We start from the raw sequence: 13,592 nt of genomic DNA, 5'->3' as shown, positions 1-13,592 counted from the left end.
CTACGCTGAAAGGGAGTATCCAGCGCTAACGCGGGCACACCCGGTTCGGCGCCGACAATCACTCCATAAACAGTTGTCCAACTCAAATCACCTCAGTATTGACGTAAAGGAGCACCTGAGCCCATGAACCCCGCCGCCCTGTCCACAGCCATCAGCGCCACCTCCGCCCTGGTGGAGCGCCTCAAGGAACGCCGCGATGAGAAGGCCCGTGAGGCCTACTCCGCCCTGGAGACCGCCGCCGCCCGCATGGAAGAGCGCGATGGCGAGTGGTTCTCGGAGGCCCGCCGCGAAGCGGGTGCCGTAACCAAGGCCGCGCATGCCCGCCTCGAGCGCACCCTCGAACAGCTCAAGGAGCGCAGCGAGGAAGCCACCGAGAAGCTCTCTGAGGCTGCATCAGAGGCCCAGGACAAGGCCTCCAAGCAGTGGAAAAAGACCCAGAAGCAGGCAGAAAAGAAGGCCTCCAAGGCCCGCAAGCAGGCTAAGAAGAAGGCTTCTAAGGCTGAGAAGAAGGCGCAGAAGCAGAGCGCCCAGCTGCAGAAGAAGGCCCGCCGCCTCAGCGGCAAGGACAAGAAGAAGGGCTCGAAGATCTGGCTGATCTCCGCGCTCGTTGCCGCCATTGCTGCCATCGGCGGTGGCATCTACTACTTCTTCGCCCAGAAGAAGGAGAAGGAATCCGCCGTTCCGCCGCGCGTTGAGGACTTCTCCTCCCCGTCCGCGCCGCAGGGCTCCACCTTGGTCTACACCTCCACCACTGAGGATGATGCCAAGAAGGAGTCCAACTTGGCTGAGGAGGGCGTCGTCGAGCGCGATGAAGAGCTGCTGGGCTCGCTGGATGAACAGCTGGCCAAGCACCGCGAGGAAGAAACCGCCATCCAGGACGCCGTCGAGACCGAGATCGAGGTCAGCAACGCCGACAAGAAGGATGCCGACACCTCCCGCATCACCGATGATCACGAGTCCGAAGGCAAGCACCGCCTCCAGACCGAGGACGAGAACTAACCCCCCATCCTTGGGGGTGCGCATTTCGTTGCCTTGATCTCACTGCGTTGCCCCCGCGCGCCCGACCTGCTTGAATTGAAGGCTAATTGGCATCGATCCTCAAAGATCGGTGCCCGCGCGCTGTTTTGCGCGGGAAGCCCTACCAACAGCAGGCAAGGAGATCAGGCATGAGCTTTGAGTCGCTCGTAGTCAAGCTCAAGAGCGGGGAGACCTTTTATTTCCCCGCAGGTGCCGTGAGCGGCGATCCGTCCACCCGCGTGGATAACCTGCGCTTTGCCATTGAAAACGGCACGCAGTTTAACTCCGTCGATGATTATGGAGTCGACCGCGAGTTCAACGGCTATGACGTGGAGAACTACCACCTGGCTTAAGTTCCCCCAGTGATTCATTGATCGTAATCTGAATCACTCCCTTATGCGTTGTGCGCTATAGGATGAGTTCTTATGACTCACTACCCCCGCATGAGGACGTGGTCGTGGTACCTCCCCGATGAGCCCCCTTCCGGGGAGGTCTCCCTCACCGAGACCACCGATTTCTCCCGGCCCGGCGCCGCCACGTGGCGTCTGCTCGGCGCCCAGCGCACCGGCGTTATCGGCATCTTCGTTGCCACCCTCATCAACGCGCCGCTGGGCGCGTTGGTCTCCGTCATCATCGGCCAGACCACGCAGTATGCCTTCTCCGAGCCCTCCTGGCGCACCGTAGCGCTGCCGCTTGCGGCCACGGCGATCCTCCTCTTCATCGCCTATATCTGCGAGGCCACGGCAGATGCCTTTACTGATCTGAGTCAGGCCCGCACCACGCATACACTGCGGCTGAACTTGCTGGATAAGCTGCTGGGTGCCTCCACCGCAGGGATAAGCCCCGGCCGGCTGCTCAACACGATGGATGAGGATTCGCACTACATCGGCCAGCTCAAGCAGATCCTCAACTTCCCACTGGTCATGGTGGGCTACCTCTTGGGCGCGGTGGTCAGCCTGGCCCCGATTTCCTGGCAGGTCTCGGCTGTGCTGCTGGTTGGCGCACTCGCCACCGCGCTGGCCTCCTGGGCCACCACGAAGCCGCTGACAAGGATCGCCGCGCGCCGCCGCCAGTTGGAGAACACCGCGCTTTCACTCGCCACGGACTTTGCTCAAGGCTCCCGGGTGATCAAGGGCCTCGGCGCCAAGAACATCGCGCGCCAACGTTTTTCCGACGCCGCCCAGGATTCCTTGGGCGCCATGCTCCGCGAGGCCAAACTTTCCTCCCTCATGGCCTGGCTGCGCCAGATGGTTCCCGCGTCCTTTGCCGTGGGCATTCTTGCCTGGACCTCCTGGGAAACCTTCGAGGGCCGCATCGCCCCCGGCGGGATGATGGCGATCACCATGCTCGTCCCGCCCGCGCTCACAGCATTAGGTGTGTCTCTCGGCCTGCTCACGGAGAACTGGGCGCGGGCTCGGGCCTCCGTGGAGCGCGTCGGCGAGCTGCTCGGCCAGCTTTCTACCAACACCACCGAAACCGCCGGCACCCCCGTCGATCTCTCCCCCGGATTGCACGTGTGGATGCCCACCACCACTGAGGGGCGCAACACCGTGGACTCCTGGGTGCGCTACCTTCATGAGCACGGCGCATTGTGCCCGCCGCACCGCATCTCCGTGCTGGAGGGGACCCTGCAGGACAACGTCGATCCGCTGCGCAGTGCTAGCGCTACGCAGCTTCACGCCGCCCTCCACGCCTCCGCCTGCGAGGATATTGTTATCCGTCTTGGTGGTCTTGGTCCCAACGGCGAGCTGCCCACCGCGCCCATCGGTGAGGCCGGCCTCAACCTCTCCGGTGGCCAGCGCCAGCGCGTCGCGCTTGCCCGCGCACTCTCTGTGGACCCGGAAGTTCTCGTGCTGGACAACCCCACGACGGGACTGGATTCGTTGACCTTGGCGGACGTCGCCAAGCGCGTGCGTGAGCTGCGCGCCGGCAAGATCACCGTGCTCATTACATCCGCCTCCACGTGGGCCGCCAACGCGGATGAGGTGGTGGAGCTATGAGCCAGCAGGATCGCGCGGATGCCCTTGCACCTGCCTCCCCGCGGGAGTGTCTCCGTTTTCTGAAAACCCTGCCCAGTGCGCCCAGCCGGCTTGGCATCGCCCTTTTCTTCGGCCTGTTTACCGTTACGGTCATCATGATGAACCTGGTCTCCCAGGTGCTTGGCCGCGTCGTGGACATCATCCAAGGCGTGGAGCTACCCGTCCTCGGCACTGGGCGCGCAGCCATGGTGGGCGCGCTCATCGTTATCGCGGTGGGCTTCCTCGTGGAGGTCACCGGCCGCACAGTGGGCCGCTACCTGGTTACCTCCACTACCCGCCGTCTCTCGGTGGATCTGCGCACCTCAGCGCTGGACTCTACCCTCGGCGCTCCCGTTCCTGCCGTCATGGAACTGGGCACCGGCAACATCATCACGCGCCTGTCCAAGGACATCGACACCGTGGTCATGACCATCTCCATGATGGGTGACCGCCTCGTGCTCACGCTCTTCATGCTGCCGCTGACCGCGCTCATGATGATCTTCATCCACCCCGCTTATGCGCTGCTCTTCATCGCGGTGAGTTGTCTGCTCTACCCCTTCATCCGCGGCACCATGCGGGATATCCCCGCCGTGGCCAACGAGGTGTCCTCGGTGGAGGCCTACCGCAACAACGTCCTGCTAGACACGATTCGCGCCCTGGAGACCCTCCGTCAGTTCTCCCTGAAGGACTGGGCGCATACACGCATGAAGCGCTATTCCTGGGACACGGTACAGGCCTGGGGTGACAAGGTTCCGCTGATCAACCGCATCCTGGGCCAGGGCGCCCTGGCCTTCGCGGTGTTGCTCTTGGGTTCGGTCCTCATGTCCGTGCCCATGGTGATGTGGGAGTGGCTGACCCCCGGTGAGGCCACCGCCGCGGTGCTGCTAGTGATGCGTCTAGAGATCCACGTGTTCAACATCCTCTTCTTCGCTGGCGAGATCCAGCATTCCGTGACCTCCCTCGGCCGCGCGGTGGCCCTGGCCACCTTGGACAACAGCGCTGGTACGAAGGCGCTTAAGGACACTCCCCGGCTAAACGACGCCCCCACTATCACCATCGAGCACCTTTCCTACGCCTACCCCGGCGGGGCACGCGTGCTTGACGACGTCTCCCTAACCCTCTCCGCCGGCACCACCACCGCCCTGGTGGGTACCTCCGGTGCGGGTAAGTCCACGCTCGCCGCCCTCGTGGCGGGCCTGCAGTACCCATCGGCGGGGAGCATCAGCCTCGATGGCATCGATACCGCCACCGTGCCGAACACGTGGATTACAGAGCACGTAGCGCTCATTACCCAAGAAGTGCATCTTTTTTCTGGTTCGCTGCGCGAGGACCTACTCCTGGCCAAACCCAACGCCAGCGATGAGGAGCTGTGGCAGGCGCTCAACACCGTGGGCTTGGATGAGCATTCGCGGTGGCTGCCTCAGGGCCTCGATACGAAGATTGGCGCCGGCAACGAGGAGATCGGTGCGGAGGCCGAGCAACAGCTTTCCCTGGCTCGCATGATCCTGCGCCAGCCGCCGGTGCTCATCATGGATGAGGCCACCTCTGAAGCCGGCTCCGAGCACGCGGAAGTGCTCGAACACGCTGCTAGAGCAGTCACGAGGGGCCGCACCGCGCTCGTCGTTGCCCACCGCCTGGACCAGGCCCGGGAGGCCGACCGCATTATTGTGATGGAACAGGGTCGGATCGTCGAGGATGGCACCCACACCGAGCTCATCGATCGGGGCGGGCGCTATGCCTCAGCCTATGCCCAGTGGGAGCATGGGAAGTAGGTAGTTCGAAGCCGCCTTCTACCATGGGAGCTATGCATCTACTTTCCCTCACTGAAGCTGACCGCACTTACCTGGCACGTATCAATTTCCTCGCCGATACCTTTGGCAATGAGCACAAGGAACTCCCCGCGGGTTTCGAGGAAGGCTTTGACTACTACCTCGGCGGTTGGGAGCCTTCCCGCGGAGGTTTCATCGCCTGGGAAGGCCACGTCCCCGCCGGTGGCGTGTGGCTGAACTGGGGTACAGCGCAGCGCCATGGTTTCGGCCACGTTGCCGAGGGCATTCCGGAGCTCGCGCTAGCCGTAGAACCTCGCTTCCGCAGCCAAGGAGTGGGCACCATGCTTATCGACGCCGCCACCGAACTCGCCCGCGAGATGGGCGCCCCGGGTATCTCGCTCTCGGTGGCTAAAGATAACGACCGCGCCCACCGCCTTTATCTGCACCTTGGCTTTGAGCCAGTGGGCGAAAGCGATGATCACATCATTCTGGTCAAGCGCTTTAAGGCTGCTGAATAAGTCAACCATCAAAGTTAAAGGGCGCTCACTGTGTGAGCGCCCTGTGGAGCATAGGGGAATCGAACCCCTGACCTTTGCATTGCGAACGCAACGCTCTACCAACTGAGCTAATGCCCCAATACCTGTAGAGCGTACTCCTCCCAGTAGAAGCAGCGAAATCACCCCTAGGACGGGTCCAGCAAAACCTCAGAAGTCAACTTCTTTCACTCTAGTTGCGTGTCATTAGGGATAATGCACCTTCACCGGGCAGACAATAAGGGGTCTGAAAAAGTCTGTGGAAGGTTGTCATGCGCCGAAAAAGTGTTCTTGTCCGCTCCCTCATCGCCCTTGCCGCAGCCACGGCACTACCTAGCACGGCTGCCGCTGCGGAGCTTCCCGCACTCCCCCAGCCGGTGATTCAGCAGCCACAGCTACCGCAGCTCCCCGACGTCCAGAAGGACCTTAAGCAACTGGAGCGGGACGCCTACGACGCACTTCCCAAGGAGCTTCAAAACAGTCCTGTCTTTGCCGGCTCCTCGCGGCCGGCTGCGAAGCCCGCGCCGACCGGCAAACGGCAGTCGCAGTCGGTTGCTGATTCCACCTGCTCCAACTGCGTGGCTATCACCTATGACGATGGCCCCGGCGAGTTGACCGCTCAGCTCCTCGACACCCTGAAGGCCAAGGACGCCCAGGCCAGCTTCATGGTCTTAGCCCCCAGTGCCTCCACGCACCCGGAACTGCTGCACCGCATGAAGGCTGAGGGCCACACCGTGGGAAACCACACCGCAACCCACCGTGAGCTCAACAAGCTCTCCCCCAGCGACGTAGACGGCGAGATCAAGGCCGGTGCCGCGGCCATCAAGGCAGCGACGGGTGAGAACCCGCGGTGGATGCGTCCCCCGTACGGTGCCACCAACGGCACTGTGGAGGCCGCTGCGAAGGCTAATGGCCAGGCGCAAGCCCTGTGGTCCGTCGACACCGTGGATTGGAAGGACCGCAATTCTGAGCACGTCTGCGAGGCCGCGGTCAGCGGGGCGCAGCCCGGCTCCATCGTCCTCATGCACGACATTCACGCCACAACCGTAGGCGCCGCGGACTGCGTCATCGACGGTCTGCGCGCGAAAGGCCTAGAGCCGGTCAGCCTCGACCGCCTCATCCCCAATCCGCAGGCGGGAAGGCAGTACCTCACCCGCTAGCGCAGAGCGGCACGTGCTGGGGCCACGCTAAAGGCACCATGTGAAGACCTCCGGCGCGAAACCCCCAGGTGAATGGTTAAGGAGATCTGCATAAGGTGCCTCTAGTCTGGTCCTAGATCCCCTGAGCGGACAAATGCGAAAGGCGCCCAGCGTTTCCGCCGGGCGCCTTCCACTTATGCTGTGGAGCATAGGAGAATCGAACTCCTGACCTTCTGCTTGCAAAGCAGATGCTCTACCAATTGAGCTAATGCCCCATTGTTCCGTGGTGGGCCTAGCTGGAATCGAACCAGCGACCTCATCGTTATCAGCGATGCGCTCTAACCGACTGAGCTATAGGCCCTTGACCGGAACGAATAGTTACTCTACATAGGACCGGCGATCTATTACAAATCGCCTGGTCATATGTAGTTTTTCTCGGTGATATTCGCTAGTTACTCGGTTCGTCTTGGAGGCGAATCTTGAATCCGCCGAAGACGTCCACGATGGCGTTGTAGATCACCGCCATGATGGGCGCCAGGATGGTCATCAGCACAGCGATGATGGCACCAAACAGTGCGGCCGCAGAGACGACCAACCCGAAGGAGACCTCAAAGCCGCCGCCGACACCGCCGACGAGGCTATTGAAGGAATCCCAGATGCCCGCCTGGTCAAGGCCGACGTACAACAAGCACACGGCGATGAGCCAGGCCACGAGGCCGACGAGGGACATGGCCAAGCCAACGCGGAACGCCGACATGGGCGAAATCCGGGCGAGGTGAAGCTCTCGTCCAATCATGGGTTACTCCTCGTCCTTATCGGCATCCTTGCTGTCAGCTTCGTCCTGCTGGGAGTCTTCCCCAAGCTTGAGGTGCTCAGGTTTGACGTCCTCCACGGACTTCTCGCCCTTGGCTACTGCCTGGGCGTCTTCCTCGCCATCGTCCTCCACGTTGCGGTCGATGGCCAGCAGTTCGACGTCGTCAGCCAGATTGACCAAGCGCACGCCCATGGTGGCACGGGAGCTCGGGCGAATCTGGTTGACCTCAGTGCGGACAACGCCGCCAGCAGAGGTAATGGCGAAGATCTCGTCGTCTTCATCAACGGAGATGGCCGCAATGAGCTTGCCGCGCTTCGGTGTGTACTTGAAGGTCATCACGCCGAGGCCACCGCGGCCCTGCGGGGTGTACTCCTCAATCGCGGTGCGCTTGCCGTAGCCGCCAGAGGTGGTCACCAAGAGGAACTGACCGTCGCTGACCACAGACATGGACAGCAGCTGATCATCGCCGCGGAAACGCATGCCCTTCACGCCGGCAGTAGCGCGGCCCATCGGACGCAGCTGGTCATCGTCCGCGGTGAAACGGATGGCCTGACCCTGTTCAGAGGTGAGCAGGATGTCATCGCCCTCGTTGACCAGCTGGGCGCCGATCAGCGCATCGCCCTCGTTGAGGTTGATAGCGATGAGACCAGCGGAACGTGCAGATTCGTAGTCGGTGAGGCGGGACTTCTTTACGCGGCCCTGCTGGGTAGCAAGGACGAGGTAAGGAGCGTCCTCGTAGGACTGAATCTGGATGACCTGGGCGATCTTCTCCTCCGGCTGGAACTCCAGCAGGTTGGCCACGTGCTGGCCGCGGGCGGTGCGGCCAGCCTCCGGAAGCTCGTAGGCCTTGAGGCGGTAGACGCGACCGAAGTTGGTGAAGAACAGGATCCAGTCGTGCGTGGAGCAGACGAAGAAGTTCTTGACAATATCGTCCTGCTTTAGTTCCGCGCCGCGCACGCCCTTGCCACCGCGCTTCTGTGCCTTGTAGGCATCCACCTTGGTGCGCTTGGCATAACCGGTAGCGGTGATGGTGACAACGACGTTCTCGCGGGCGATGAGGTCCTCATCGCTAACGTCGCCGGAAGCGGCAACGATCTGGGTGCGGCGCTCATCACCGTACTTTTCGACGATCTCCTCCAGCTCATCGTGGACGATCTGACGCTGGCGCTCCTCGCGGGCCAGGATGTCCTTGAGGTCCGCGATGATCTCCTCGATCTCAGCCAACTCATCGATGATCTTCTGGCGCTCCAGGGCAGCAAGGCGGCGCAGGCGCATGGCCAGGATGGCATCGGCCTGGATCTCGTCGACGCCGAGAAGCTGCATCAGACCTTCGCGGGCCTCCTCCACCGTCGGGGAACGACGGATGAGCGCGATGACCTCATCGAGCATGTCGAGCGCCTTGACCAGACCGCGCAGAATGTGGGCGCGCTTCTCAGCCTCATCAAGGCGGAACTGGGTACGGCGGACGATGACCTCAATCTGGTGGGCCACGTAGTAGCTCAGCATCTGATCCAGACGCAGGGTACGCGGCACGCCATCGACGATGGAGAGCATGTTGGCGCCGAAGGAGGTCTGCAGCTGGGAGTGCTTGTACAGGTTGTTGAGGACAACGCGGGCCACAGCATCACGCTTGAGGGTGACCACGATGCGCATACCTACGCGGTCGGAGGACTCGTCCTCGATCTTGGCGATTCCCGCGATCTTGCCGTTGACCACGGACTCCGCGATGTTGGAGATCATGTTATCCGGGTTGACCTGGTAGGGCAGCTCAGTGATAACGATGGTCTGGCGGTTGCCCACCTCCTCGATGGAGGTGACGCCGCGCATGCGGATGGAGCCGCGGCCGGTGGTGTAGGCATCCTTGATGCCCTGATCGCCCACGATGAGGCCCGCAGTCGGGAAATCCGGACCCTTGACGCGCTCCATGCAGGCAGCCAAGGCTTCTTCCTCAGAAGCATTCGGGTTATCAAGCAACCAGTAAATAGCCTCCGCCAACTCGTTAAGGTTGTGCGGCGGGATATTGGTGGCCATACCGACGGCGATACCGCCGGAGCCGTTCATCAACAGGTTCGGAACGCGGGAGGGCAGGATAGTCGGCTCCTGCGTCTTGCCGTCGTAGTTCGGCGCAAAGTCAACGGTGTTTTCGCGGATATCACGCACCATCTCCATCGCCAGCGGCGTCATACGGCACTCGGTATAACGCATAGCTGCCGGGCCGTCATTACCGCGGGAGCCGAAGTTACCTTGGCCGTCGACCAGCGGGTAACGCATGTTCCATGGCTGGGCCAGGCGCACGAGGGTGTCGTAAATAGCGGAGTCACCGTGCGGGTGGAACTGGCCCATCGTGTCCGAGACCGGGCGGGCGGACTTTACGTAGCCGCGATCCGGGCGGTAGCCGGAGTCATACATGGCGTAGAGGATGCGGCGGTGGACAGGCTTAAGACCGTCACGCACCTCCGGCAGGGCGCGGCCGACAATGACGGACATGGCGTAGTCGATGTAGCTCGACTCCATCTCCTCATTGATGTCAATTGGTTGGATGCGATCGAAAAGATCACCGTTGTTATCACTCATAACGCCCTATCCTACCGTTCAGGGCCGTATAAAGCCGTTTGTGGCACAGCAGTGGTATCACAGTGATACCATTCGCGCTATGGCTATGACACTGCGCCTGACCCCAGAACAAGACCATGCGCTGACCTTGTTGGCTTCCGCGCAAGGCACCTCCAAACACGAAGCGGTGGTGCGAGCCGTAGTTGCGGCGGCCGCACGAACCCTCTCGGATGCTGCCGTGCAGGACACCGCGCGCCGGCTGCTGCCTGGGCGTGCGGAATTGGAGGCAGAGATCCGCCAAGCCCGGGGTGGGAGTCAGTGAACATAGAGCAATTGCTCCTCATAGCGCGGGAGTTCTGCCAGGCCCATCGGGTGCGGGTTACCGATTTTGCCGCCTTGGCCGCTGCAGCGGCCGCGAGTACGGCCACCGTCGAGGGAATTGCCGTCCATGGCAGCCGCACGGCGGCGGCTGAATCACTAGAAAAGATCTTACGCGCAGTCCCCGCGCTCAGCGGAAAGAATGAAGAATTCGCGCGATTTTGCGCCGAGGTCTATCTTTCTGTTGCAGAAGTTATGTAAGTTAAACATGATAAAGAAGTCTCTATTCCCTTGTAGGAAGGAATCCCCCTATGCCCTCGAAGTCTTTGAAGAAGTTCCTCGCCGCCGGTGTCGTGGCTACCACCCTCGCCACCGCCGCAACGCCAGCTGCGAGCGCTAAGACCGCCGACAATGACTGGCAGAACAACCTCAACCCCGACTTCGAGCAGGGCGAAGCCGGCTCCTCCCTCACCGGCTCCACCCCGATCGACATGACGCTCATCATCGGCGGTAGCATCGCCGCCGCAGCGGCACTGCTCAAACTAGTGGTGGATAACGTCCCGGCACTGCGCGCCCAGGTAGACGAGTTTGCCGCCCAGATCGGGATGGCCGGCTCCTCCGGTTCTTCTGAGAACAGCCGCCTCTACGAAGGTGGCCTCGACTTCGACCTCGAGCGCCTGGCCCGCACCAACGGCTTCCCGGAGATTGCTGACCAGCTCGCCGCGCTCAAGGCAGGCTCCACCGCACCGGCACAGTAAGCTCGCCTGTATGACAAACCTCACCCAGCTTCTCCAATCCCCTACCCGCAACGCCGTAGTGGCGGACTTGGCCACGGCCGCCGATGACACCGTCTCTTCGCTCTCCGGCATTTCCGGAATGGCCTTCAAAGGCGCTTTAGGCGCCGCCAAGAAGGCAGATTCTAAGGTCTTGTCCAAGGGAATCAACCACATGCTTCCGGAGTTGCTCAACAGCCTGGATTCCTACTGGAAGGAATTCGAAGGCTCTGAGCAGTCTGATTTCGGCACTTACCTGGACGGACGCAGCGCTGAGGTTACAGAGGTCATCATGAACACTGCGGACAAAGCCGCTGAGGACGTTAAGGCCCCTGGTATCGCTCGCACCTACAAGTCACTTCGCGGCAAGGCCTCCTCCATCTTGGAGCCCAACGTGGCGATCATCGGCCGTGTTCTGCAGCGCCACATGGGCACTGTCTAAGAGCGCGCGCTTGACGACGAAAAAAGCCAGCACCTCAGTTGAGGTGCTGGCTTTTGCGGGTTTTACCTAGCGCTTAGACGTCAAGGAAGCGCACGTCCTTCGCACGGCGGGTAATGAAGGAGCGACGAGCAGACACATCATCACCCATGAGGATGGAGAAGAGCTCATCGGCGCGCTGCGCATCCTCCAGATCCACGCGGCGAAGCACGCGGGTGGTCGGATCCAGGGTGGTCTCCCACAGCTCAGCGGCGTTCATCTCACCCAGACCCTTGTAGCGCTGGATGCCGTCATCCTTATTGATCTTGCGTCCCTGCTCCAAGCCCTCGGCGAGCTGCTCGTCGCGCTCCGCATCAGAGAAGGCGTAGCCCGGCTGGCCCTTGCCCCACTTCAGCTTGTACAGCGGCGGGTTAGCCAGGAAGACGTGGCCATCCTCCACCAACTGCGGCATGAAACGGAAGAGCAGAGTCAACAGAAGCGTGGCGATGTGCTGGCCGTCAACGTCGGCGTCGGCCATAAGCACGATCTTGTCGTAGCGCAGCTTGGAAATATCGAATTCTTCGTGGATGCCCGTGCCCAAGGCAGTAATGATGGCCTGGACCTCAGCGTTCTTCAAAACCTTGTCCATGCGGGCCTTTTCCACGTTGAGGATCTTGCCGCGCAGCGGCAGGATGGCCTGGAACATGGAATCGCGGCCGCCCTTGGCGGAACCACCTGCGGAGTCACCCTCCACGATATAAAGCTCAGTGCGCTTCGAGTCCTTGGAACGGCAATCCGCCAACTTACCCGGAAGGCCACCGAGGTCACCGGCGGACTTGCGGCGTACCAACTCGCGAGCCTTTCGCGCAGCCACTCGGGCGTGCGCGGAGGACACGGCCTTATTGATGATGACCTTGGCCTCAGCCGGGTTGGCATCGAACCAATCGTTGAGGTGCTCATTAACGGAGCGCTGGACAAATCCTCGAATCTCCGAGTTACCCAGCTTCGTCTTAGTCTGGCCTTCGAACTGCGGATCCCCAACCTTGACGGAAATGACGGCGGCCAGGCCTTCGCGGCAGTCTTCGCCGGAAAGATTGCCATCCTTTTCCTTGAGGAGCTTGTGCTCCTTGGCGTAGCGGTTCATCAGGGAGGTCAGCGCCGCGCGGAAGCCTTCCTCGTGCGTGCCGCCTTCATGAGTGTTAATGGTGTTGGCGAAGGTGTGGACGGACTGCTTGTAGCCCTGGTTCCACTGCAGCGCGATTTCCACCTCATGGTCCTCACCCTTAACGTCGAAAGCAACGATGGTGGGGTGGATGGCGGTCTTGTTCTTGTTGAGGTGCTCAACATAATCCTGCAGACCGTTTGGGTAGTGGTAGGTGACTTCCTTCTTCTTGGAAGTCTTCTCCTCGCTACCTTCGCCGTCCTTTTCAGACTTTTCCTTCTCATCGAGGGAGCTCAGGCTCACGGCGGAGTCGCCGGCTTCGGCGATCTCCTCCAGTTCGGCCTGTTCCTTGGAGATGGCGCGCTCATCGCGCAGCACGATGGTCAGGCCCTTGTTCAGGAAGGCCATCTCCTGCAGGCGGCGAGCGATCGTGTCGTAATTAAATTCGACGGTCTCGAAGATCTCCGGGTCCGGCCAGAAGCGGATGGTGGTTCCGGTACCGCGAGCATTATCGCCTTCAACGAGTTCATCCGGGATGGCGTTGTTGAAGTTCTGGTACCAGTGCTTGCCGTCGCGCTTGATATCCGCCTCCACACGGGTGGACAAAGCATTGACCACGGAGATACCCACGCCGTGGAGGCCGCCGGAAACGGCATAAGATTCTGAGTCGAACTTACCGCCAGCGTGCAGCTGGGTCATGACCACCTGGACGGTGGGAACACCGGAGGCGTGCATTTCCACCGGGATACCACGACCGTTATCGATGACCTCAATGCCGCCATCCTCGCGGAGGGTGACGATGACCTTGTCGGCATAACCTGCCATCGCCTCATCGACGGAGTTATCAACGATCTCCCAAATCAGGTGGTGCAGGCCACGGGCACCGGTGGAGCCGATGTACATACCGGGGCGCTTACGGACAGCCTCGAGGCCCTCCAGAATTGTGATTGACCCCGCATCATATGCGTGTTGTTCAGCCACGGATTCGTGTTCTCCTTTTGGCTAGAGCTAAATCTAAGACTTTAGCCATTCTACACTGTGTCCCCCCACGCAAGGGCACTGCACGCCCGTGAGAGAC

The 13,592-nt window shown here is 61.4% G+C and carries 13 protein-coding genes and 3 tRNA genes; 10 read left to right on the top strand and 6 right to left on the bottom strand.

Annotated features, from left to right (window positions below):
• The first annotated feature begins 123 nt into the window (after positions 1-123).
• The 5 genes from HMPREF2537_RS01460 to HMPREF2537_RS01440 all read left to right on the top strand — a co-directional run bounded on the left by HMPREF2537_RS01460 (position 124) and on the right by HMPREF2537_RS01440 (position 5,322).
• Positions 124-999 carry a hypothetical protein gene (locus tag HMPREF2537_RS01460; protein WP_070524964.1) on the top strand — a complete coding sequence of 292 codons (876 nt, stop codon included), beginning with the start codon at positions 124-126 and terminating at the stop codon, positions 997-999.
• Positions 1,000-1,166: 167 nt separating this feature from the next.
• Positions 1,167-1,370, top strand: a complete 204-nt coding sequence (locus HMPREF2537_RS01455; protein ID WP_070523292.1) for a hypothetical protein — start codon at positions 1,167-1,169, stop codon at positions 1,368-1,370.
• Positions 1,371-1,442: 72 nt separating this feature from the next.
• Positions 1,443-3,017 (top strand): ABC transporter transmembrane domain-containing protein, encoded by a 1,575-nt coding sequence (locus HMPREF2537_RS01450; RefSeq protein WP_070524962.1) that lies wholly within the window; start codon positions 1,443-1,445, stop codon positions 3,015-3,017.
• Positions 3,014-4,807 (top strand): ABC transporter ATP-binding protein, encoded by a 1,794-nt coding sequence (locus HMPREF2537_RS01445; RefSeq protein WP_070524960.1) that lies wholly within the window; start codon positions 3,014-3,016, stop codon positions 4,805-4,807. The genes HMPREF2537_RS01450 and HMPREF2537_RS01445 overlap by 4 nt, the downstream gene beginning before the upstream one ends.
• 23 nt (positions 4,808-4,830) lie before the next feature.
• Positions 4,831-5,322: a GNAT family N-acetyltransferase gene (locus tag HMPREF2537_RS01440; protein WP_070524958.1), complete on the top strand. Its 492-nt coding sequence runs from the start codon at positions 4,831-4,833 to the stop codon at positions 5,320-5,322.
• Between the two features lie 44 nt (positions 5,323-5,366).
• Here HMPREF2537_RS01440 and HMPREF2537_RS01435 read toward each other — a convergent pair.
• Positions 5,367-5,439: transfer RNA gene (locus tag HMPREF2537_RS01435), tRNA-Ala, on the bottom strand.
• A gap of 170 nt (positions 5,440-5,609) precedes the next feature.
• Here HMPREF2537_RS01435 and HMPREF2537_RS01430 point away from each other — a divergent pair.
• Positions 5,610-6,497, top strand: a complete 888-nt coding sequence (locus HMPREF2537_RS01430; RefSeq protein ID WP_070524956.1) for a polysaccharide deacetylase family protein — start codon at positions 5,610-5,612, stop codon at positions 6,495-6,497.
• Between the two features lie 181 nt (positions 6,498-6,678).
• Here the strand turns inward: HMPREF2537_RS01430 and HMPREF2537_RS01425 are convergent.
• From HMPREF2537_RS01425 to gyrA, 4 genes are all read right to left on the bottom strand, one after another.
• Positions 6,679-6,751: transfer RNA gene (locus tag HMPREF2537_RS01425), tRNA-Ala, on the bottom strand.
• A gap of 9 nt (positions 6,752-6,760) precedes the next feature.
• Positions 6,761-6,837: transfer RNA gene (locus HMPREF2537_RS01420), tRNA-Ile, on the bottom strand.
• An 87-nt stretch (positions 6,838-6,924) separates the two neighbouring features.
• Positions 6,925-7,272: a DUF3566 domain-containing protein gene (locus tag HMPREF2537_RS01415; protein WP_070524954.1), complete on the bottom strand. Its 348-nt coding sequence runs from the start codon at positions 7,270-7,272 to the stop codon at positions 6,925-6,927.
• Between the two features lie 3 nt (positions 7,273-7,275).
• Positions 7,276-9,864, bottom strand: coding sequence for a DNA gyrase subunit A (gene gyrA / locus HMPREF2537_RS01410; RefSeq protein ID WP_070524952.1), 2,589 nt, complete (start codon positions 9,862-9,864; stop codon positions 7,276-7,278).
• Between the two features lie 79 nt (positions 9,865-9,943).
• On the opposite strand from gyrA, the gene HMPREF2537_RS01405 reads away from it, so the two are divergent.
• Genes HMPREF2537_RS01405 through HMPREF2537_RS01390 form a run of 4 tightly spaced genes read left to right on the top strand, consistent with a single transcriptional unit; the run spans position 9,944 to position 11,376 of the window.
• The gene (locus tag HMPREF2537_RS01405; protein WP_070525256.1) at positions 9,944-10,165 is read left to right on the top strand and encodes a CopG family transcriptional regulator; all 222 of its coding nucleotides are present in this window, start codon (positions 9,944-9,946) and stop codon (positions 10,163-10,165) included.
• Positions 10,162-10,422, top strand: a complete 261-nt coding sequence (locus HMPREF2537_RS01400; RefSeq protein WP_070524950.1) for a cell filamentation protein Fic — start codon at positions 10,162-10,164, stop codon at positions 10,420-10,422. Before HMPREF2537_RS01405 ends, HMPREF2537_RS01400 begins: the two co-directional genes overlap by 4 nt.
• 50 nt (positions 10,423-10,472) lie before the next feature.
• A complete protein-coding gene (locus tag HMPREF2537_RS01395) occupies positions 10,473-10,919 on the top strand; it encodes a hypothetical protein (RefSeq protein ID WP_070524948.1) in 447 nt (148 codons plus the stop codon).
• A gap of 10 nt (positions 10,920-10,929) precedes the next feature.
• Positions 10,930-11,376: a DUF6918 family protein gene (locus HMPREF2537_RS01390; RefSeq protein WP_070524946.1), complete on the top strand. Its 447-nt coding sequence runs from the start codon at positions 10,930-10,932 to the stop codon at positions 11,374-11,376.
• Positions 11,377-11,449: 73 nt separating this feature from the next.
• Here HMPREF2537_RS01390 and gyrB read toward each other — a convergent pair whose 3' ends face one another.
• Positions 11,450-13,495 carry a DNA topoisomerase (ATP-hydrolyzing) subunit B gene (gene gyrB, locus HMPREF2537_RS01385; RefSeq protein WP_070524944.1) on the bottom strand — a complete coding sequence of 682 codons (2,046 nt, stop codon included), beginning with the start codon at positions 13,493-13,495 and terminating at the stop codon, positions 11,450-11,452.
• Positions 13,496-13,592: the final 97 nt, after the last annotated feature.

The sequence above is a fragment of the Corynebacterium sp. HMSC074E01 genome (genome assembly GCF_001808885.1).
Taxonomy (GTDB): Bacteria; Actinomycetota; Actinomycetes; order Mycobacteriales; family Mycobacteriaceae; genus Corynebacterium.
This window is presented reverse-complemented; position numbering and strand designations above follow the sequence as displayed.